Genomic DNA, 21,362 nt, shown 5'->3' on the forward strand with positions numbered 1-21,362 from the left:
CGCTCATCCTTGCCCGGCGCTCGACGCGGACGGAAGGCCCCGGTCGGGCAGGGCGGGCAGCGGGCCGAAGACGGCCTCGGCCGGCGGCGCCGGGGCGGGGACCAGCGGGCCGGAGACGCGGGCGCGGATCCGGGCGAGGTCGATCAGGCACTGCAGCGAGTGCCGGCGCACCGAGAACGTCGAGCCTGGCCGGTCGCGCCACACGACCGGGATCGCGGTGACCGGCGCGCCGCGCCGCACGCAGTGCGCGAGCAGCTCGACGTCGAAGGAGAACCCGGTGGTGCGCAGGTCGCGGGCCGCGGCGCGGCCGAGCGGCCCGGCGAAGAACTTGAACCCGCACTGGGTGTCCTGGATGCCGCCGACCAGGTCGCGGACGATCCGGTTGAAGGTGATCGCGCCGAGCCGCCGGACCGGCAGCGCGTACCCCTCGACGACGGACGCCGCGTGCCGACGCGACCCGACCACCACGGTCCGGCCCTCGCGCAGCAGGGCGAGCGCGTCGTCCAGGGCGGCGAGGTCGGTGGCCATGTCGGCGTCCATGAAGCCGATGTAGGGGGCGCGGGTGGCGAGCAGCCCGGTGCGCACGGCGGCGCCCTTGCCGGGCCGGTCGCAGCTCAGCAGCCGCACCGGGACGGGCCCGCGCCAGCAGCGGACGATCTCCGCCGTCCCGTCCGTGCTGGCGTTGTCGACCACGATCACCTCGGCGCGCGCCGGCAGCGCGGCGAGCCTGTCGCTCAGCAGGTCCAGCCCGGCGGGCAGCCGGCCGGCCTCGTTGCGGGCGGGCACGACGACCTCGAGCAGGGCGGGACCGGGACGCCGGTTCCCCATCAGGTCACGCGGGTCAGGGGGCGCCGTAGTTGTACATCGGCTTGATGACCGGGTCCTTCTGGGAGGAGTTCGCGAGCTGCACGACGCCGAACGATGCTCCGGCGGCGAGCAGGACGCCGACGAGTGCGGCGATGGCGATGCGCATCAGGGGGCCCTTCGACTGTGGTGGGGGAGGCGGTCGGGGCTGCGGCTGCGGATACTCCCGAGTAACGGAAGGCCCAGAGTAGTGGCTGAGGCCAGGAATGACCAGAAAACCACCGCACTCGCCGCGATCCAGGCAACGATCACCGGCGCCGCCGGAACGTGGTCCTCGTGCACCGCCGCGGCCCCGTCGATCCGGTAAACGGCCAGGTCAGGGCCCGTCAGCACGGGGACGGCCCCGGTCGGGCGGTACCTGCCGGTCTCCGCGTCGACGACGACGTACCGGACGCCCTGGTCACGAAGCGTGGCGGCGTCGGGGTGCGCGGCGGCCGGGGCGAGAGCGATCGCCCGCGGGTCCTCGGCGGCGATAGTCGTCCGGCCGACGATCAGCGCGTCGTTCACGACGACCCGCCGGTTCAGGTAGCGGGGCAGCGGGTCGAGGACGCGCCGGCCGTGGTTCCAGGGGTAGCTGCGATACAGCGCCCACGGCAGCACGAGCACGTCCCCGGGCGCGGAGTCGGCAGCGATGATCTTCCGCGCGCGCGCCCAGTCGTCCGGGTAGTGGACGGCGCGCAGGTCGCCCGCCGCACCCCAGGCCAGGGTCGGCAGCAGCAGGACGGGCGCCGCGACCGCGCCGACCGCGACCATCGCGTACCGCGCGGTGATCGCCCGGTCGGCGGCGACGCCGAGACCCACCGCGACCACGACGGCCAGCGGCGCGACGTACTGCTGGCCGTCCCGCAGCACGGCGAACCCGGACCACAGCCCGACCGCGCCGCGCAGCACCGGTGCGGCCACCGCCCCGAGCGCCGCCAGGACGAACCCGGCGACGGCGGCGACCACGGCGCCCTTCCGCCAGTCGGGCTCACGGCACCACTTCCCGTACGCGAAGAGGGAGCCGAGCACGACGGCCAGCCAGAACCCGGCGAGGACCGGCGTCCCGTAGCCGCGCGGGACCGTCTCGCCGTTCCAGACGCCGCCGAGCGTCAGGAGGCTGCCGAGCACGCCGAACGGGGTGTCGGCCCGCGCCGCGAACACGTCGACCGCATGGCCGTTCCCCGGCACGCCGGCCGGGCGCAGCATTCCCGGCACCAGCCACGGCAGGCTCAACACGGCCACGACCCCGGCGACCCGCACCGCCCCCCGCAGCCGCGCCGACACGAGCGCGACCACCAGCGCCGCCAGCCCGGACACGGTCAGCGCCGCGAACCCGCCGATCGCGGCGGGGACCAGCGCGCGGACGAGCCGGCGCGTCCCGCCCTTCTCGGTCGTCCGGGCCGCCGACGCGACGACCCACGGCAGCGCCGCGTAGCCGAGCAGCAGCGCCCACTGCCCGAGCAGCAGCCGCTCGGCGACGAACGGGTTCCAGGCGTAGCAGACCCCGGCCGCCAGGCGCGGCAGCAGCCGCCGCGACGGCACCAGCGACGCCGCCGACGCGCACGCCATCACGAAGATCGCGAGCAGGAGCAGCTTCTGCACCGCGCCGGCCGGGATCACCGCGGCCAGCGCGGTCACGAACGCGTCGCTCGGCACCTGCCGCGGGACCGTCCCGGTCAGCCCGAACGTCATCGGCGTGAACACCGGATCGGGCGTGAACACCATGTCGTAGGACAGCACGAACCCGGGCGCGAGCCCCGGCCCGAGTGCCGCGAGCCCGAGCCCCAGCCCGGCCGCCCAATCCGCACGCCCCCCCATCCCGCCGCACGCTACCCGAACCCCGTTCACTTGCGGCGAGTCGTCGTCATGGACGCCGCCATAACGACGACTCGCCGCAACTCAACGAGTGGGGGTGGGGTCGGGGTCGCGGGGGAGGCCTAGGATGCGCTCGCCGATCACGTTGAGGTTGACCTCGGTGGTGCCGCCGCCGATCGACATCGCGCGGGACGCCAGCAGGTAGCGGGTCCAGCGCGGGCGCAGGCCGTCCTTCCAGCCGCCGGTCAGCGCGCCCTCCTCGCCGAGGAGCGTGAACCCGAACTCGGTCACCTGCTGCCCGTGCTCCATCGCGACCAGCTTGCGGACGTTCGCCGTCGCGCCCGGGTCCGTGCCCGAGAGCTGCTTCAGCGTGGCGCGCAGGCCGAGCAGGTTGAACGCGTGCTCGTCGCAGACGAGCCGGCCGATGCCGTCGCGGACGACCGGGTCGCCGTCCACGCCCAGCTCGGCGGCCAGGCTCAGCAGCTTCGGCACGTCCCCGCCGAGCTGGAACGTGCTGGTCAGCCCGACGCGCTCGTTGGCGAGGGTGTTGCGGGCGACGCGCCAGCCCTCGTTGACGGGGCCGACGACCCGGTCGTCCGGGACGAACACCCCGTCCAGGAACACCTCGTTGAACACCGCGTCGCCGGTGCACTCGCGCAGCGGCCGGATGTCGATGCCCTCGGCCGCCATATCGACGATGAAGTAGGTGATGCCGTCGTGCTTGGGCCGGTCGGGGTCGGTGCGGGCGACGCAGACGCCCCACTGCGCGTCGCGGGCCAGGGACGTCCAGATCTTCTGCCCGCTGATCCGCCAGCCGCCCTCCACCCGCTCCGCGCGGGTGCGCAGCCCGGCGAGGTCGGAGCCCGCGCCCGGCTCGGAGAACAGCTGGCACCAGACCATCTCGCCGCGCAGCGTCGGCGGCAGGAACCGCTCCTGCTGCTCCGGCGTGCCGTACTGGACCAGCGACGGGACGACCCACGCCGCGATCATCAGCGGGACCGGCCGCACGTTCGCGGCCTTCAGCTCCTGCTGGACGACGATCTGCTCCAGCGGCCCGGCGTCACGTCCCCACGGCTTCGGCAGGTGCGGCGTCACCCAGCCGCCCTCCGCCATCGCGGCGCGCTGCGCGAGCGGGTCCATCGCGGCCATCTCGGCGACGCGCCCGCGGATCTCCTCGCGCAGCGGCGCGGCGTCCTCGCCGAGCTCGATGCTCATCGGACGGCGGACGCCGCGGACCGCCAGCGCCGCCGCGTCCGCGCGGTGCCCGCTCGCCTTGCCGAGCAGCGCGCGCAGGGTGAGGGCGCGCCGGTAGTACAGGTGCGCGTCGTGCTCGTAGGTGTAGCCGATCCCGCCGTGGACCTGGATGTCGCCCTCGGCGCACAGGACGGCGGCGTCGGCGGCGAGCGCTCCCGCCACCGCGACCGCGTAGGCGCGCTGCTCGGGCTCGTCGCCGAACGACCGCGCCGCGTCCCAGACGGCCGCCCGCGCGCGCTCCACCGCGATGAGCATCCGGGAGCACTTGTGCTTGACGCCCTGGAACTGGCCGATGGGGCGGCCGAACTGCTCGCGCAGCTTGGCGTAGGAGACGGCGTCGTCGAGCGCGCGTCCCGCGACGCCGCACGCCTCGGCGCCCAGCAGGACGACGGCGAGGGCGCGGGCGTCGGGCGCGTCCAGGAAACGGCCGTCCGGGACGTCGAGGCCGTCGACCGCGACCGAGCCGACCGGGCGGGTGATGTCCAGCGATTCCAGCTCGCCGACCGTGACCTCGCCGCGTTCGGCGACCACCCAGCGGTCGCCGGCGGGCAGCAGGAACACGTCGGCGAGCGGCGCGCCCAGGATCGGTTGCACCGTCCCCGACACCGTGTTCCCATCGGCCTCCAGGCCGCCGGACAGGCCGACGGCCGCCTTGCGCGAACCGTCCGCGAGCCCCGCGAGCAGGTCGCCGCCCGCCCCGGCGGCGTGCAGGATCGCCGAGGCCAGGACGGTCGGGGTGTACGCGCCGGGGGCGAGGGCCCGGCCGAGCTCCTCCAGCGCGACGGCCTGCTCCAGCAGCCCGAAGCCCTGCCCGCCCGCCTCCTCGGGCAGGTGCAGGCCGAGCAGCCCCTGCGCCGCGAGCGCGGGCCAGAACCCGGTGTCGGCCTTGCGCGCCGTCTCCGGCGGGACGTTCCGCTCGGCGAACCCGCGCACGGACGCCGCGAGCGCCTCGTGCTCCTCCGTCAGCCCGATCGCCATGACCGCACCTCTCCGTCGGGGATCGGGGCCAGCCTATTAAGAGGTCAGGCCGCGACCTTCAGCTGCCCGAGGAACTCGTTGAGGTCCGGCCACGCCTTGCGGTGCGTGTTCGGCAGCGACGCGAACACCACCGCCGGCGTCCTGCGGCCGGTGTCGATCACCGCGGTCGCGACGATCTCCCCGGTCGCCCGCACCCCGGCCCGCTTGTAGGTCAGGTACGAGGCGATCAGCCAGCCCTTGTGCCCGTCCACGTTCAGCGCCTGCGACGCCAGCGGCGCCGACTTGTGCGGGAACGCGTAGTACTGCGACAGGTAGCCCTGCTCCGCCAGCGCGGTCGCCTTCTTGACGCTCCCCGGCCCCTTGTAGGCGCCGAGCAGCGTCGGCGGCAGCACGCCCGTGAGCAGCTGGCCGTACCAGAGCTGCTGCCCGTGCCGCTCGGTGACCATGATCTGCTGCCCCGACCAGCCCGGCGTGCTCAGCTTGTTCTTCTTCGTCGGCAGCTGCCACGGCGGGGCGAGGCGCGGGTACGACAGCCCGGACGCCGCGTCGGTCAGCCGGCCGAGGATCTTGCTCGCCTTGCCCGGGAACCGCTTCAGCGGCTTGTCCGCGGGGATCGTCACCTGCGGCACGTCGGGCTGCGCGGCGCCGCCCGCCGGGTTCGTCTTGACCGGCTTGTCCGCCGGCGCGTCATCGGTCCGGTGCGTCATGTAGTACACGCCGCCGGCCGCGAGGAGCGCGACCACCAGCAGGCCCACTCCGCCGATCAGCACCAGCCGGGACCGGCCGCCGCCCTCGTCGAACGCGTCGCCGGACGACCCGGGCGAGCCGCCGAGCTTGGCGTCCGCGGCGGCCTCGTCGGCCATCCACTCCGGCATCTGCCAGTTGCCGCTGCTCGGCTTGCCGGCCTTCGCCGGGCCCGCCAGCCCGACCTGGACCGCGGGCGTCTCGTCCGCCGGGTCCGCGCGGGGCCCGTCCTCGAACAGCGAGCCCTCCCAGCCGGGCGGCTCCTGCCCCTCCTCCTGCGCGGGCACGGGCGCGACGCGCACGTCGTCGGCGTCCGGCAGGGCGCCGCTCCCGTACACGGGCTCGGCCTCGCGCTCGTGGCCGTTCCCGGGCTCGGGGCGGGCGGCGGGCTCGCGCTCGCCGGCCGGCTCCTGCCAGGCGGCGGGCTCCTCCTCGGCCCCCGGCCGCCCCCAGGGGCCGGGCCGCTGCTCGCGGGCCGGCTCCTCCCAGGCCGCCGGGCCCCGGCGGACCTCGTCGTCCCGCTCGGCCGCGGCCTCCTGCGCGGAAGCGGGCTCCCGCTCCGGCGCGGCCTCCTGCTCCGGCGCGCCCGCGGCGGGGCCGCCCTCGACCTTGCCCCAGATGTCGTGCGGCCGCTCCTCGCCGCCGTCGGAGAAATCCGTGCGGCCGTGCGGTGCGGGCATGAAGACCTCCGGCACCTTCGGCTCGGAGGAGACCACCTGCGGGCCGGTCGCGCCCCCGGGCGCCGGCGGCCGGCCGGCCGCGTCGCTCTCGCTCATGTCGGTCCAGCGCACACCGCGCTCCCCCTGATCGGACATGCGGAACACGGTACGCGAAGATCATTCATTTCGTTCCACGGGTCATCACGCTGAGGACACATCTTCCTATCGCCTCAGTTCCGGTTCGCGACCCCGAGATCACCACCGGTGACCGCCGGATCGTCCACGAGCCGCTCCCTGGCCAGCAGGGTCGCGCCCGCCACGGCGCCCGGCATCGCGAACACCGCGCCGAGCGGGACGAGGAAGACCGCGAAGGTCGCTGCGCCGAACCCGACCGCCAGCGCCCGGTTCGCCTTCAGCCGCGCGAACCGCTCCTTGCGCGGCAGCCCGCGGCGCTCCAGCGCGATCGACGTCAGCTCTCCCGCCAGGTAGTACCCGGACACCAGGGCCGCGATCACCGGCACCACCGTCTGCCCGACCACCGGCAGGAACCCGGCGGCGAAGAACACCACCGCGAACAGCAGCGCCACCAGCCCGAGGATCAGCGCGTCCTTGACCGCCCGGCCGATCTGCACCGGCAGCGGGACGTCCGGCTCCGGCGGCGCGCCGCCCTGCGACTCCTCGACCCGCACCGCGATCGCCTCGTAGAAGGGGTCGCCGACCAGCAGCGTCACCGCCGTGAACGTCAGCACCGCGAGGAACACCGCCGCGCCGTAGATCGCGATCCCGGCGACGACCCGCGCCGACGTCCGCGCCGCGTCGGACCAGCCGTCCGCGAACGGCGTCACCCGGCCCGCGAGGTCGTCCAGGTAGAACGCCAGCGTCACCAGCCCCGCCGCGTAGACGGCCAGCACGATCAGCGCGGGGATCAGGCCGAACAGCCACCGCGCGGGGTTGCGCGCCGTCCACCCGATGCCGCGCAGCAGGTACCCGACCCCGTTGAACAGGTCCTTGAACGCCGGCGGCTTGGCCGCGACCTGCCCTGGGGCGGCCCGCCCCGGCGCGGCGGGCGGCTGCGGGTTCCACCGCGCGGGCTCGTTCGGGGGGTGGCTCACGCGCTCAGAGCCTAGAGCCTCGCCCCGGAGCGCCCAAGCGTTCGGGCCGAGCGCGCCGCCTCAGCGGACCGGCAGCCCGACGAGACGGGCCGACTTGTCCCACACCGCGCGGCGGAGCACCTCGTCCTTCAGCGGGCCCGCCGCCGGGATCAGCCCCGCGCCCGGGGTCGAGCTGTAGAAGCCGCCCGTGCGCCCCTCGTACTCCTCGTCCAGCGCCAGCTCGAGCGCCATCCGCGCGCCCTGCGCCGGCGTCCGCATCACGGGCGTGTGCGCCAGCAGCCCGCCGACCCGCTCGCTGCCCGGCAGGTCCCGGGCGAGACCGGTCGCGACGAACCCCGGGCACACCGCGTTCACCGTCACGCCGGTGCCGTCGAGGCGCCGCGCCAGCTCCTGTGCGAACAGGATGTTCATCAGCTTCGACCGCCCGTACACCCGCAGCGACCCGGCCGCCCGGTAGCTGCCCGGCTCCGCCATCCGCTCGACGTCCAGCCGGCCGGCGAGCCGGTGCGCCTCGGACGCCACCACGACGATCCGCGACGGCGCGCCCTTCTTCAGCGGCCCGAGCAGCAGGTTCGTCAGCAGGAACGGGCCCAGGTGGTTCGTCGCGACCATCCGGTCGAACCCGTCCGCGCTCTCCTTCGCCCGCATCAGGTGCGCGCCCGCGTTGTTGACCAGGACGTCGAGCCGGTCGAACCGCTCCTCCAGGGACGCCGCGACCCGCCGCACGTCCTGCAGCGCGGACAGGTCGGCGAAGAACGTCTCGATCCGCGCGCCCGGCACGTCCCGGGTCAGCTCGTCCACCGCCGCCTCCGCCCGCATCTCGCTGCGGGCCACGATCCCGACGAGGAACCCGGCGCGCGCCAGCCCGCGCGCGATCTCCTTACCGATCCCGGACGTCCCTCCGGTCACGATCGCGATCTCGTCCCTCATCCCCCCACCGAACCACCGCGCCGGACGCGCGAGCAAGAGGGGCATGTGATTTCTTGCACAAGCCGTGATGCGGCGGCGGGCCCGGCCGCCCCGCTCACCGGGACGGCCCCTGGCCCCAAAGTGGAACCGGTTCTACTATCGGTCGCCATGAGGTTCACCTACGCCGAGGCGATGACCGACCCTTCGTTCTACCTGCCGCTGGCCCGGGCCGCCGAGGCCGCCGGCTACACGAGCATGTCGGTCGCCGACTCGCTCGCCTACCCGCGCGAGTCCGACTCGACCTACCCCTACACCGCCGACGGCAACCGCGAGTTCCTCGAGGACAAGGCCTTCATCGAGACGTTCACGCTGATCGCGGCGATGGGCGCGGTGACGAGCACCCTGCGGTTCACCCCGTTCGTCCTCAAGCTGCCCGTCCGGCCGCCGGTGCTGGTCGCCAAGCAGGCCACCTCGATCGCCTGCCTCACCGGCGGGCGCCTCGGCCTCGGCGTCGGCGTCAGCCCGTGGCGGGAGGACTTCCAGATCATGGGCGTGCCGTGGGAGCGGCGCGGCAGGCGGATGGACGAGGCCATCGACATCGTCCGCGGCCTCGCCGGCGGCGGCTACTTCGAGTTCCACGGCGAGTTCTTCGACATCCCGGCGATCAAGATGACGCCGGCCCCCGCCGCGCCGATCCCGATCCTGATCGGCGGGCACAGCGAGCCCGCGCTGCGGCGCGCCGCCGTCCGCGGCGACGGCTGGATGCACGGCGGCGGCCCCGACGACCTCGACGACCTCATCGCCCGGCTGAACCGGATCCGGGAGGCCGAGGGCACGGCCGGCGACCCCTTCGAGATCCACGTCATCTCGCCCGACGCCTACACCCCCGACGGCGTGAAGCGGCTGGAGGACAAGGGCGTCACGGACGTGATCGTCGGTTTCCGCATGCCCTACATCAAGGGCCCGGACACCGAGCCGCTGGACAAGAAGATCGCGAACCTGGAGCGGTTCGCCGAGACCGTCATCGCCGAGGTGAACGGCTGACCGCAAAACGAGAACACGTTACAGTTCGGTCATGGACGCCCTCATCTGGCACGCCCCCGACGCCGACCACCCCGCCCGCCGGGCCGCCCGCGCCTCCATGACCGCGGTCGGCGCCGGCCGCCGGGAGGAGTGGCTGGCCCTGTTCGCCCCCGGCGCCCTCGTCGAGGACCCCGTCGGCCCGTCCTTCCTCGACCCGTCCGGCGAGGGCCACCGCGGCCCCGCCGGCATCGCCGCCTTCTGGGACTCCTTCATCGCCACCATCAGCGGCTTCCGCTTCGAGATCAAGGACTCGTTCGCCAACGGCCCCTGCTGCGCCAACGTCGCCACCATCACCACCACGATGGGCGACGGCTCCACCATGTCCATCGACTGCGTCCTCGTCTACACCGTCGACGACGCGGGCCTCATCACCTCGCTGCGCGCCCACTGGGAACCCGACCGCGCCATGGCCACCATCCGTCAGGACCCGTCCGCCGGAGGCAGCAGCACCTGAGCGATCGTCTGTTCCAGCCGCCGCACCGCCATGGACTCCCCCACCAGCCCCCGGACGGCGGTCAGCAACTGCTGCAACCCGCCGGGGTAGTCCAGGCACGTCCGGATGATCGCCAGCAGGTCCGCCTTCGCCTCCGGCGCCCTTGGCACGACCCCGGCGATATGAGGCGGCAGCACTCCGATCAGCCCCTCCCGGCCCCGCTCGCTGCGCAACTGGGGGATGTCGAGCAGATCGTCCGCCATCCCGAACAGCAGCGGCGCCGGAACCTCCACCCACGGCACGAACCCGTCGGCCGGAATCCGGCCCGCCGCCTCCTCACCGCCCCCCGGCGGGGGCGACACCCGCGCCGGGCGCTTTCCCGGCCGCGACCCCGGCACCATGATCCACGCGACGCCCGCAGTCTCCTTGACCTTGACATCGACCTGGTAGTACGCGTCCGGATCGATGAGCCCCCGCCCGTGACCGACCACGTCCTCATGCACCCGCGACGACACGATCAGCGCGATCCCCGTCTCGGCCTCCGCCACCGCCTCCTTCAACGGCGGAGCGTCCAGCAACCGGAACGCATGGGTCAAAGCCGTGCTGACGATGCCGTGCTCGTCCGCCTCCGCCTCCCCCACGTTGACCGCCACCCGCAACCGCATCTGCGCGGCCTCGCTCGCCGCCTCGTTGTGATGCCGCACTTCGGCCTGCAGCCTTTCGATCACCGTGGTGAGCAGCAGCTCCGTCCTGACATGCGGCGGAACGACGACCATCACCCCGTCGCCGCGGTCTTCGGCATAGCAGTCGTCCAGCCCTACCCCGGCGCCCTCCCGCAGGCACCGCCCGAGCCCCTCGTACATCGACCTGCGCACCCGGCGCCGCACCGGGTCCGTCCGGGACGCCGAGCTGAACCCCGCGACATCGCACAGGAAGAACGAACACAGCCCGCCCGGCCGCCAGCCGCCCGCCGCCGTCCCCGCCCTCTGGACCATGGGTCCACCCCTTTCACGCCGCTCCGGACGACCGCCCTACCAGGGTCCTCGACGGCCGCGGAGGTCGGCAAGGGCGCGGCCGAGGTTCGCGGTCGGTCCGTCCGCGTGCCCGTCGTCCACGGCGTGTCTTCGTCCATACGGCCATCAGGCGCCGGGCGGATCTCTATGATCGTCTCGTCGCGGTTAGGCTGTTGCCCCTGAGACTGGGCAAACCGCGACGCTTCTGATTTCCGGGAAAAGAGGGGGAGACGGCTGTGCCGAACACTCATGGCAGCGCATCAGCGTCCGTCGGGCGCACGTTCCCCTTTCTCTGGTCCAAGCCCAGCATCACCGAGTTGGACCGGCTCTCGTCCAGCAAGAACGAGATCCTGCGCGCCAGCGCCGCCTACTCCAGCGCCCAGCGCCGCGCCTCCGGCCGCGTCGTGGCCCACTTCGACAACAAGCTGACCGAGGACGACGTCCCCGGGATCAACGGGTAATCGCGACCGAGGAAACGGGTGACCGCGGCCGGGGAACGGCCCGGAGCCCGGAGGGAACGGGCTGCGGCTCAGACGCCGCCGGCGCGTGATCGCCGCCGGGCGACGCCGTCCCGCCGAGCGGGCGGGTGTCGCCGCGTTCCCCGGCCGAGGGAGGAAGGCCGCCATGCCGGGCACCCCCGAAAGCGCGCACGAATGGCCGTCCGCCGGCCTCGATGTCGCGGGGCTGGTCGAGGGCGGATGGCGCCCCGTCCCCTTCTCCGAGGTCGTGCTCAAGATCCACGGCCGCTGCAACCTGGCCTGCGACTACTGCTACGTCTACGAGAGCACGGACCAGACGTGGCGGACGCGCCCGCGCGCGATGCCGCCGGAGGTGGTCGCGGCCGCCGCCGAACGGCTGGGCGAGCACGTCCGCGCCCACGCGCTGCCGAACGTGACGGTCGTCCTCCACGGAGGCGAGCCGCTGCTCGCGGGCCGGTCCGCGATCGCCGCGGCCGTCGAACGGTTCCGTGCCGCGCTGCCCGCGTCGTGCGACCTCGAAGTGACCATGCAGACCAACGGAGTGCTCCTCACCGAGGAGACGCTCGCGATGCTCGACGCCAACGACGTCGGCGTGGCCGTCAGCCTCGACGGCGACCGCGAGGGGCACGACCGGCACCGGCGCCGCGCCGACGGCCGCGGCAGCCACGCCGACGTGACGCGCGGGCTGAACCGGCTCGCCGGCTCGTACCGGCGGCTCTACCGGGGCCTGCTCTGCACGGTCGACCTCGACAACGATCCGGTCCGCACGTACGAGGCCCTCATCGAGACGCGCCCGCCGCGCATCGACTTCCTCCTCCCGCACGGGACCTGGAGCGCTCCGCCGCCGCGCCGTCCCGCCGGCGGCGAGGCCACCCCCTACGCGGACTGGCTCATCGCGATCTTCGACCGCTGGTACCACGCGCCGCGCAAGGAGACCGGGGTCCGGCTGTTCGAGGAGATCCTCAACCTGCTGCTCGGCGCGCAGAGCCGCAGCGAGAACATCGGCCTGTCCCCCGTCGCGATGCTCGTCGTCGACACCGACGGGACGCTCCAGCAGGTCGACACGTTGAAGACGTCGTACCCGGGGGCGCCGGAGACCGGCCTCACGGTCTTCGGCAGCGGGTTCGACGAGGCGCTGTCGCATCCGGGCGTGGTCGCCCGGCAGATCGGCATAGCGGCGCTGTCACAAACGTGCAGGACGTGCGCGGTGCGCGACATCTGCGGCGGCGGCGCCTACGCGCACCGGTACCGGGAGGGCGACGGCTACCTCAACCCGTCGGTCTACTGCCCCGACCTGATGGCGCTGATCAGCCACATCGGACGCACCGTCCAGCACGATCTGGCCCTCGCGACGGCCGCCGCGCCGGGCGGCTGACCGATTCCCCTGCCGCTCTCGGTCGTGCGGGCGGACAGGCCGGGCGCGCCGGGCGGGCTCACAGGGCGGTGGGTTCGATGTCGCATTCGAGGGGCTCGTTCCGTTCGGCCGCGCGCACCTCCGGATGGTCCGCGCCCAGCGCCTGCCTGAGCGCGGCCAGCGCCGGATCGGAGACCTCCCCGTCCTCGCCCATGGCGGCGCGAGCGCGCGCCAGGTTCAGCTCGACGGCGAGCGCGTGGGGATGCCGCTCGCCGAGGCAGGCGATCATCTTCTCCCGGGCGCCCGACAGCAGCCGGGCCGCGGCCTCCGGCTCACCAAGCAGGTAGTAGTCGTTCGCCAGGCCGACCGTGGCGCAGAGCGCGTAGTAGTGGTCCGGGCCGAGGACCCCGGCTTCGAGGTCCGCGAGGGCCGACTGGTCGCTCTCCTGCGCCGCGTACACCTCCGCCAGCCGCCGGAGCACCACACCGCGGTCGATGGCGCACACCTGGACGAAGGGGTGCCCGTTCCCCATCACCCTGCGGTAGCCGTCCAGCGCCCGGTCGATGATCGGCAGCGCCTCCTCCGGGCGTCCGATCGCACTGGTGGCGAGCGCCAGGCAGACCCGGCTCGCGAGCGTGTTCGGATGCTCCTCGCCGAACCGGCGGACGTGGGCGGCGAACGTCTCGGTGGCCAGCCGGTGCGCCGCCTCGGTCCGGCCGAGCTTCCGCAGCGTCCCCGCATGGCTCATCTTCGCCTGCAGGACCAGCGCGTGGCCGGGCGCAAGGACGGGCCGCAGGTTGTCCAGGCTCTCCGCCTGGATGCGGTGCGCCTCGCCGTACCGTCCGAGCGCGTGCAGGTCCCGCGCGAGGTTGTGGGTGGTGCGGAAGCGCTGCCGGTAAGGCTGGCGCTCGCCGCCCCAGACCTCCTGGTCGATCTCGTGCGCCCGCTGGAAATCGCCCAGGATCCGCAGGTCGAGGGCGAGGTTGCCGGCGGCGAGCTTGGTGTCGCTGTGGGCGTCCCCGTGGATCCTGCGCCGCCGGCGCCAGGCGTCGAGGTCGATCTCGTAGGCCCTGCGGAACTCGCCGCGGAAGCGCAGGTCCGCGCCGAAGCCGTTGGCGGCGAACAGGGTCTGGATGTTGTCGGCGCCGTACTTGCGATGCGTCCGGGCGAGATTGTCCTCGCTGAGATCGGCGGCGGCGCGGTTGTCGCCGAGGCCGCGCAGCGCGTTCGCCAGGACCCGGGAGATGTCCAGGACGTCGTCGTCGTCGGGTCCGTACCGGTCGCGCCAGCGGTCCAGCGCGATCTCCGCCAGCCGCCGGCTGCCCTCGTACTCCCCGGACTGGTAGAGGAACTTGGCCTGGTCGATGCCCACGTACCGGATCCGCGGATCGTCCGCCTCGAACACCCCCGACGGGATGACGTGCGGGGTGATCTCGGAGCGGCGCTCCCAGGTCGACTCCTCCTCGGGCTGCTCGGCCGGGGTCGCCTCCTTGAGGAGGCCGTGGACGCAGGCCCGGACGCGGCGCCGGCCGTCGTCGCCGAGGCGGTCGTCGAGGATCGCCCGGACGAGCCGGTGCACCTGGAGGCTGCCCGGTTCCTCGTCGAAACGGGCGAGGGAGAACCGGGAGATGTCGCGCATCGCGCCGCGCAGCCCGGCCTCGTCGGCGAGCAGCGCGGCCAAATCGGCGGGCAGGTCAGCGGACCGTCCGGCGGTCAGCAGCGCGCAGGGCACCGGTTCCGGGTCGAAGACGGCCCACAGCTCCAGCAGCCTGTCCGCGACGGGGTTCTCCGCGCGGAGCAGGTCCAGGTTGAGGCTCACGCCCGCGGCGAGCGGCCCGGGCAGTTCCTCCGCCCGGTCCCCCGCACCGAACTCGGTGAGCCGGCTGTCGAAGAGCCGCAGGTACTCCTCGACGGTGCCGCCGGTGACGACGTGCCACGCGGCCGCCTGCCAGACCGCGAGGGGGAGGTCCCCGACGCGTTCGGACAGCAGGTCGGCCTCGGCCTCCGACAGCCGCGGCACCCGGCGGCGGAGCAGGGCGATGCTCTCGCTCCGCTCGAAGACGCCGACGTCGACGACCGAGGCGTGCCGCTCCCAGCCGCGGTCGCGGGACGTCACCAGGACGTGGCGTCCCGGCCCGAGGCCGGTTCCGCCGGCGTCGACCGAGAGCGGCGTCAGCGGGACGACCTGGTCCGGGTCCTGCGCGTTGTCGTAGATGAGCAGCCAGCGGCCGTAGGGGCGGCCGTCGCGCAGCGCCCGCAGGACGCCGTCCACGGTGTCCTTGATGTCGTCGCTCATCGGCATGCCGAGCTGGCGTGCGAGCAGAGCGAGGGCGGCGCGGGCCGAGGTCGTCTGCTCGGCCGGGACCCACCACACCAGGTCGTAGTCGCCGGCGTGCCGGTAGGCGTACTCGACCGCGAGGTTGGACTTGCCCTCCCCGCCCAGGCCGAACTCCGACTCGGGCAGGAGCGCCGCCATCCCGTCCCGCAGCGCCGCCCGTACGGCGGTGAGGAGGCGGTCGCGTCCGGTGAAGTCGGGATTGCGGGCGGGCAGACCAGTGCGGAGCACCGGCGGAAGCGCGGGGCCCGGACCCTCCGGCCCGCCGGTGGCCTGGAACACCTCCACCCGGTCGGCGCCGGGCCCGCCGGACGGGTCGGGCGCGCCGGCCGCCGAACCGGCCGCCAGCTGCCTCGCCACCTCCCGGTACTGCCCGCCGAGGCCGGCCAGCGCCGGCGCCGCGACCTGCGCGAACGGCAGGTCGGGCGGGAGCCGCACGTCGCCGCGGCCGACCGCCGCGAGCAGCGCCGGGAAGTCCAGCGACGAGCCGATCCGCTCGCGGACGACGTCCCACACGGCCCGCAGCACCTGCTGGACCTCGCGCCTGCGCATGCCCTGCAGCAGGATCTCCCGGACGCCGTCGTGGAACTCGTAGGCGATCTCCTCCTCGCCGCCGTCCGCCGGGCGGCCGACCATCCGCAGCAGCCCGCTGAGGAACACCTCGGCGAGGACGGAGGACGAGGAGGACGGCAGCATCGCCCGCTGGACGAGGCGCATGACGGGCAGCCGCAGCGGCGCCGCCGCCAGGTAGGTGGCGAGCTTGAACGCCGCGGGCGACGACGACGCGCGGAACTGCTTGACGCGCATCTCCGCCGACATCGCCTCGTCCTCGGCGGGCGGCGCCTCGGCCACCGGACGGCCGGTGAACAGCGCCGCGCCCATGATGTCCCGGCCGCCGTGCGCGACCAGGTTCGCCCACGAGCGCAGCCACCGCTCGCTGAGCTCGACGACCGGGATCGGGACGCCGAGCGGGCGGCCGTCTGGCGGCTGGAGGGGCGCCCGGGCCACGGTGAGCCGCTCGTTCGGCAGCGCCGGCCCGGACGCGCCGAACCGCACCGGTTCGATGGCCGCGGGAGTCCGCCACCACAGCCGCTGCGGCAGCGGCTGGGCGATCGCGACGGTCCCCGTCCGGCCCCATCGGCCGAGCAGCGCGGCGGCGCGGCCGTCCCGCCAGGCCGCGCCGATGCAGTCGCTGACGACCAGGATGACGCGCCGGTGGCTCGGGTCGACGAGCTCGTCCGGGTCGCGGTCCGCGCTGACCCCGAACGCCGACCCGGTGCGCAGCGCCAGCCGCTCGCCGCCCGTGTCCATGTACCAGGTGCGCAGGTCGCGGAACGCGCCGAGCTGCTGGAGCAGGGTCCGCAGCTCCTCGATGGTCTGCCGCCACACGACCATGGACGGCCCGACGTCCGCGACCAGGGCGAGGTCGTGCCGGCGGTCCCGCGCGGGGACCATGACGGGCTCGCACACGCCGGTCTCGGCGATCCGCTGCGCGGTCGCGGTCTCGTCGAGGATCTCGCGGGTCAGCGACGGGACGGTCGCGCGCAGCGGGCGCAGCGCCCGCGCCAGCGGCAGCGTCCGGGAGATGGCCGGCATCGCGGGCATCCGGACGGGGAACGACGCGGCCGGCACCTCCTGGCCCGCCATGTACAGGGCCGCTTCCGCGGGGCGCGGCGGCGGTGGCTCCGGCCCGGGCGGCGTGGACGGCTCGGCCGGGCGCGGCGACGCCGGCGGGTCGGCGGGCGTCCCGTCCGGTCCGGCGGCACCGGACGGGACGTGGTGGGCCGGGCCCTCGTGCGTCCGGAACCAGCCGGCGAGCCAGAGCGCGTCCGCGATCTCCACCGCCGTCGGCTGCGGGTCGAGCGCCTGCAGCGCCTCGACGAGCCGGCGGATCATCCCGCGCCGGGCATCTCGATCGGGCGGAGCACCGCCTCGAGGATCTCGTTCAGCTTGCCGTCCGGCGGCCTGCTGCCCGAGGTCGCGAGGTACACGGCGTTCAGGAGCTGGTCGGTGGCGAGCGCGCCGTCGGCGCGGCGGGCGAGGAACAGCTCGATGAGCTCCTCGCTGCCCGCGCGGGCGTCCGCACCGAGATGCGCCTCGATGATCTCCGCGAGCCGGTCCCGGCCGGGCGGCTCGATCATCAGCCGGACGCACCGGCGCAGGAACGCGGGCGGGAACTCGCGCTCGCCGTTGCTCGTGATGATGACGATCGGGAAGCTGGTGCAGCGCACATCGCCGTGCTCGACCGGCACCCGCGGGCCGCCGTCCTCGGTCATCACATGGATGCGCGCCTGCTCCTCGGGCAGCCGCTGCAGCTCCGGAATGGTGAACCGGCCCTCCTCGAACACGTTGAGGAGGTCGTTCGGCAGGTCGATGTTGCTCTTGTCGAGCTCGTCGATGAGCAGGACGCGGGGCAGGTCGCCGGGCAGCAGCGCGGTGCCGAGCGGACCGAGCCGGATGTAGCGGCCGATGTCGGGCGGCTCGGCGGTGTCGGCCCGCCCGCCGGCGCCGCGCAGGCTCGTCTCGTGGAGGCGGCCGATCGCGTCGTAGTGGTAGAGGCCGGTCTCCAGCGTGGTGTTGCTGGTGATCGACCAGTACAGCACCGAGCCGAGACCGAGCTCGTAGGCGACGTTGTAGGCCAGGGTGGACTTCCCCGACCCGGGCTTGCCCGTCACCAGCAGGGGGCGCCGCAGCAGCACCGCCGCGTTCACCCTGTCGACTATCGACTCGTCCGGCCGGTAGGAGATCGCCTGCTGCTCCTGCCGCCCGCGCCCCCGGACGGCGTCCTCGGGGCTGAACCGGCGCCATGGCGGGGGCGGCGGCAACCGGCGCGCGCGATCGTGCGGCAGACCGTCGCCGCGGTAGATGCGCCAGTCGCCGATCGGGTCGCTGGATTCCGGTTCTGTCGTCATGGCGGCCTTCCGGTGCTATGCGGGGGGTCGGAGCCGGACGTACGGCTCGGGAATGCGGTCGGCGTCGTCGAACACCAGCGTCAGGTGGAGCCCGAGGTGGTCCGCCCCGGCCTCCTCGGCGCCGGCGGACAGCGCCTGGCGGCGCAGGTCCATCGTCCGCCGGGGCAGCTTCATCAGGTCGGCGGCCAGCAGGTCCTTGACCTCGCGGGCGAACCGGGCGGGGTCGCGGCCGTCCCGGCACCAGGCGATCACCGGGGTGCCGGACAGCAGCCCGACCCAGTGCTCGTCGGGCTCGTCGCTCGCCGCCCAGGGCGGGAACGCGAGCGCGAGGACGGCCGGCGACTCCGACAGCTTGGAGAACAGCTCCTCCTGGTCGTACTCGCCGCGCCGGGTGACCAGGCAGACGGGCGCGTCGGCCGAGTTGCCGCGCAGCACCGACCACTTGTGCCGCCAGTCGTGGTGGACCGCGGCCAGCCGCATCCGGTCGAGGCTGCGCACCACCACCGGGTACTTGATCCCGATGCGGTGCTCGAACCCCGCGATCTTGATCTTGGAGTCCTCGACCGGGTGGCCGAGCAGCGGGCGCGGCAGCACGAACTCGACGGTGAGGTCGGGGGTGGGCCGGTCGAGCACCGAGGTCTCCGCGGTGAGCAGCCGCTCCAGCAGTTCGGGGATCCGGCTGAGCGGCAGCGCCTCGTCACTGCACTGCAGCGTGCTGCCGGGTTCGCGGTCCACCTGCAACCACGCCGTGACCAGGTACCGGTCCGCCTCCAGCGCGTCCGGCGTGCACGCGATGATGAGGTAGGTCTCGGACGGCTCGGGCCGCGCCCGCGCCTCGACCTCGGCGTTCTGCCGCTGGTAGAGCGCGCCGTCCACGCCCTGCAACACCGCCTGCCGGCGCACCCAGTCCCGGATGGCGGGCGCCGCCGGCGGGGCGGCGGACCGCGCCAGGTCGTCGGCGAAGATCAGCAGCGGCGGCACCCCGTCGGGTCCGGCGGGGATCTCCTCGAGCAGCGCGACGACGTCGTGGAGGTCGCGCATCTCCCGGTCCAGCAGCGGCCACGCTGGGCCGACGGCCCGCCGGTACAGCACGGGGAACCGGCCGAGGTGGGTCAGCCCGGTGTCGAACCGCTCCAGCGTGGTCATCAGCTGGTGCAGCTCCCGGCGGGCCTCCTGCCCGAGCCAGGGTTCCGGGACCAGCTCGCGGACGAGATCGCGGAGCGCCGCCACCGAGAGGCTGTTCTTGTAGAACCGCTCCAGGTTCCGCACCAGCGCCTGCGCGGCTCCCGGATAGTTGAGCAGGACGTCGACCAGCGCCCACACGTCGAGCCGGTCCTGGTCGTGGTGCTCGAGGGGGAGCCGGTGCCCGAGATCGCGCTCCAGGGCCGCCAGGAGCACCTCGCGCCCCCGCCGGGCCTTCATCCCGTCGATCCGCAGGACCGCCTCGACGAGCCGATGCTGGTCATCGACGTGCAGCGACGTGATCAAAGCCCCGTGCCTCCGCCCCAGGCCCCGCACGCGGCGGATCATCCCGCCTGGCCGGCCATCCGTGTGCGCCCGAGAATCAACCGACACACTATGACGGAACCAGGCCACCCGAAACCGCGTCACCTGACACACTTCGGCCAAGAACCGGCCGCGATGCCGTCCCGGGGAAATGGCCGATCAGCGTCCGCCGGCGCCCACCGCGCCGACGTCCTCTCTCTGGTGAATCGGCACGGTACTCCCAGGCCAGCTTTCCAGCTCGGGGAGCGAACCCGAGTCCCCGCCATCGGATCTCGCCGGCGCCATCCACGCGACGGACGCTCGCCAGATCCTGCCCACCCCCTTTCCGACCCGCCTGGCGGAGGCCAGGAACGCGACGACGGCGAGGCCGGCCCAGGCGGCGGTGAACTCGAAGATGCGCAGCAATACACCCAGGAGCACCACCAGCAGGTCGCAGACCTCCTTGAAATAGAGCACGATCAGGACGATCGCGAAGGCGGCGAACACCGTGCGGATCATGAATGCGGTCCCGGGGATTCCGACCGAGTCGATGATCCAGCCGCCGCTGAGGGCTCCCAGCGCCACGGCGCCCACGCTCAGGAAACGCGTGATGCCGGTGATACGGCCGAGTTCTCTGGGAAAGGCCTTCGCCTGGTGTGCCCTGAGCGCGACATTGATGTACGCACCGATCACGCTGCACACGCCCCAGGCGCCCAGCCCGATGACGGGATCGTGATGCCTCGTCGCCACCCATACCAGAGGGAACCAGAGAACCGCGCAGAGCACTACCGAGGCGCCGGGGCTGGTCAGCCGGAGAAGCCAGGATGAACCGATCGCGCCGAGCAGACCTCCCAATCCCGAACAGGAGAGCAGCACACCGACCACATAGGCCGGCAGGCCTTCCCGCTGGGCCAGCAGTATCTGCAGCAGCACGATCACCTGGAAGGAGAAGTTCGCCAGCACGCAGACGGCGAGCACCGCACGCGAGAACGAGTCTCGCACGAGCAGGGCGAACGCCGGGCGGAGCGCACGGATCGCGCCCCCCACCGCCACCGTGGCCACGGGGCCGGGCGGCCTCGCCAACTCGCCGACCGGAGCGCCTTCCATTCTTTCAGCGACGCCCTCCCGGCTCAGGAGCCGCTTTTTGACCACCAAGGTCATAAAAGGAAAGAAGGAGGTGCATGCGTCCACAAGCCAGGGCATGACCGGATTTATGGCGAGCAGCATGCCGCCCAAGGGGCGGCCGAGGAACATCGAGGCGTTGAGTTTGGCCTCGTTGGTGCCGATGGCCGCGTTCAACGACTCCTCGCCGACCAGATCGGGCACCGCGGCGATTTCCGCGATCTCATAGAAGACGGCGCATGAACCGTCGATGAACGCGGCCGCGATGAGAAAGTAAACAGGATCTTCCAGGAAGAGCAGGCACAGACAGGTGGCCAGGGCCGAGATGATCCGGACCAGCTGACTCGCCAGCATCACTTTTCGACGGTCGATCCGGTCGACCACCACCCCGGCCACCACATGGAGCAGCAGCCCCGGGACGACACTGGCCGCGGTGACGTAACCAGCGGCGATCGGCGACCGGGTCAGGAAGAGCGCGAGCAGCGGCCCCGCGGCGGCCACGCCCATCGAACCGAGCTGCGACACCGCGGACGCCGTCGACAGAATGGCGAAGTCGCCGCGCCAGCCTCCGCCACCGGAAGGGGTTCCGGATTCCGGCGCGCCGGACTCGCTCTCGGCACCGGATGGCACGGTGGTCACCGATTGCCCTCCCTGACCTCCACGGCAATCGGCATCCGACGGTGTACTAATAGACAACGAGTATCAACCCGGATAAAAGCCGCAAACCAGACAGACGTGAGCATTAACTACCTGAAGGTTATCAAAAAATTTACATCGGCACTCCAAGGCCACTTAAAGTCCTGTCCACATCCGCTACCACGACAAACGG

General features: G+C 73.4%; 16 protein-coding genes. 4 read left to right on the forward strand and 12 right to left on the reverse strand.

What is annotated here, in order from left to right; all coding sequences use genetic code 11:
• Positions 1 to 3: 3 nt before the first annotated feature.
• The 7 genes from F8568_RS00440 to F8568_RS00465 form a co-directional block, all read right to left on the reverse strand.
• Positions 4 to 828 (reverse strand): glycosyltransferase, encoded by an 825-nt coding sequence (locus F8568_RS00440; protein ID WP_151590000.1) that lies wholly within the window; start codon positions 826 to 828, stop codon positions 4 to 6.
• A gap of 13 nt (positions 829 to 841) precedes the next feature.
• Positions 842 to 973, reverse strand: a complete 132-nt coding sequence (locus tag F8568_RS49295; RefSeq protein WP_264159724.1) for a hypothetical protein — start codon at positions 971 to 973, stop codon at positions 842 to 844.
• On the reverse strand, positions 973 to 2,664 hold the full coding sequence (locus tag F8568_RS00445) for a hypothetical protein (RefSeq protein WP_202124338.1): 1,692 nt from the start codon (positions 2,662 to 2,664) through the stop codon (positions 973 to 975). The genes F8568_RS49295 and F8568_RS00445 overlap by 1 nt, the downstream gene beginning before the upstream one ends.
• An 81-nt stretch (positions 2,665 to 2,745) precedes the next feature.
• The gene (locus F8568_RS00450) at positions 2,746 to 4,893 is read right to left on the reverse strand and encodes an acyl-CoA dehydrogenase (protein ID WP_151590002.1); all 2,148 of its coding nucleotides are present in this window, start codon (positions 4,891 to 4,893) and stop codon (positions 2,746 to 2,748) included.
• Between the two features lie 44 nt (positions 4,894 to 4,937).
• Positions 4,938 to 6,452: a hypothetical protein gene (locus F8568_RS00455; protein WP_151590004.1), complete on the reverse strand. Its 1,515-nt coding sequence runs from the start codon at positions 6,450 to 6,452 to the stop codon at positions 4,938 to 4,940.
• 74 nt (positions 6,453 to 6,526) lie between these two features.
• Positions 6,527 to 7,408 carry an EI24 domain-containing protein gene (locus F8568_RS00460; protein ID WP_328600654.1) on the reverse strand — a complete coding sequence of 294 codons (882 nt, stop codon included), beginning with the start codon at positions 7,406 to 7,408 and terminating at the stop codon, positions 6,527 to 6,529.
• A gap of 60 nt (positions 7,409 to 7,468) precedes the next feature.
• Positions 7,469 to 8,338 (reverse strand): SDR family NAD(P)-dependent oxidoreductase, encoded by an 870-nt coding sequence (locus F8568_RS00465; protein WP_151590006.1) that lies wholly within the window; start codon positions 8,336 to 8,338, stop codon positions 7,469 to 7,471.
• Positions 8,339 to 8,485: 147 nt separating this feature from the next.
• On the opposite strand from F8568_RS00465, the gene F8568_RS00470 reads away from it, so the two are divergent.
• Positions 8,486 to 9,361, forward strand: a complete 876-nt coding sequence (locus tag F8568_RS00470) for a TIGR03619 family F420-dependent LLM class oxidoreductase (RefSeq protein WP_151590008.1) — start codon at positions 8,486 to 8,488, stop codon at positions 9,359 to 9,361.
• A gap of 31 nt (positions 9,362 to 9,392) precedes the next feature.
• Positions 9,393 to 9,854, forward strand: coding sequence for a nuclear transport factor 2 family protein (locus F8568_RS00475; RefSeq protein WP_151590010.1), 462 nt, complete (start codon positions 9,393 to 9,395; stop codon positions 9,852 to 9,854).
• Here F8568_RS00475 and F8568_RS00480 read toward each other — a convergent pair.
• Positions 9,821 to 10,828, reverse strand: a complete 1,008-nt coding sequence (locus F8568_RS00480) for an effector-associated domain 2-containing protein (RefSeq protein WP_151590012.1) — start codon at positions 10,826 to 10,828, stop codon at positions 9,821 to 9,823. The genes F8568_RS00475 and F8568_RS00480 overlap by 34 nt on opposite strands.
• 254 nt (positions 10,829 to 11,082) lie before the next feature.
• On the opposite strand from F8568_RS00480, the gene F8568_RS00485 reads away from it, so the two are divergent.
• Complete coding sequence (locus F8568_RS00485; RefSeq protein ID WP_151590014.1) at positions 11,083 to 11,307, forward strand: hypothetical protein; 225 nt, start codon at positions 11,083 to 11,085, stop codon at positions 11,305 to 11,307.
• Positions 11,308 to 11,470: 163 nt separating this feature from the next.
• Entirely contained in the window at positions 11,471 to 12,700 is a 1,230-nt protein-coding gene (locus tag F8568_RS00490; RefSeq protein WP_151590016.1) for an FxsB family cyclophane-forming radical SAM/SPASM peptide maturase, read from the forward strand.
• Positions 12,701 to 12,758: 58 nt separating this feature from the next.
• On the opposite strand, the gene fxsT is transcribed toward F8568_RS00490, so the two are convergent.
• The 4 genes from fxsT to F8568_RS00510 form a co-directional block, all read right to left on the reverse strand.
• Positions 12,759 to 16,910 carry an FxSxx-COOH system tetratricopeptide repeat protein gene (gene fxsT / locus F8568_RS00495; protein ID WP_151590018.1) on the reverse strand — a complete coding sequence of 1,384 codons (4,152 nt, stop codon included), beginning with the start codon at positions 16,908 to 16,910 and terminating at the stop codon, positions 12,759 to 12,761.
• Positions 16,907 to 17,926, reverse strand: coding sequence for an AAA family ATPase (locus tag F8568_RS00500; protein ID WP_151590020.1), 1,020 nt, complete (start codon positions 17,924 to 17,926; stop codon positions 16,907 to 16,909). The genes fxsT and F8568_RS00500 overlap by 4 nt, the downstream gene beginning before the upstream one ends.
• Positions 17,927 to 17,941: 15 nt before the next feature.
• A complete protein-coding gene (locus F8568_RS00505) occupies positions 17,942 to 19,414 on the reverse strand; it encodes a VMAP-C domain-containing protein (RefSeq protein WP_151590022.1) in 1,473 nt (490 codons plus the stop codon).
• A gap of 177 nt (positions 19,415 to 19,591) precedes the next feature.
• Entirely contained in the window at positions 19,592 to 21,172 is a 1,581-nt protein-coding gene (locus tag F8568_RS00510) for an MFS transporter (protein WP_151590024.1), read from the reverse strand.
• Between the last annotated feature and the right edge of the window lie 190 nt (positions 21,173 to 21,362).

The organism is Actinomadura physcomitrii, assembly GCF_008923205.2.
GTDB classification, from domain to species: domain Bacteria; phylum Actinomycetota; class Actinomycetes; order Streptosporangiales; family Streptosporangiaceae; genus Spirillospora; species Spirillospora physcomitrii.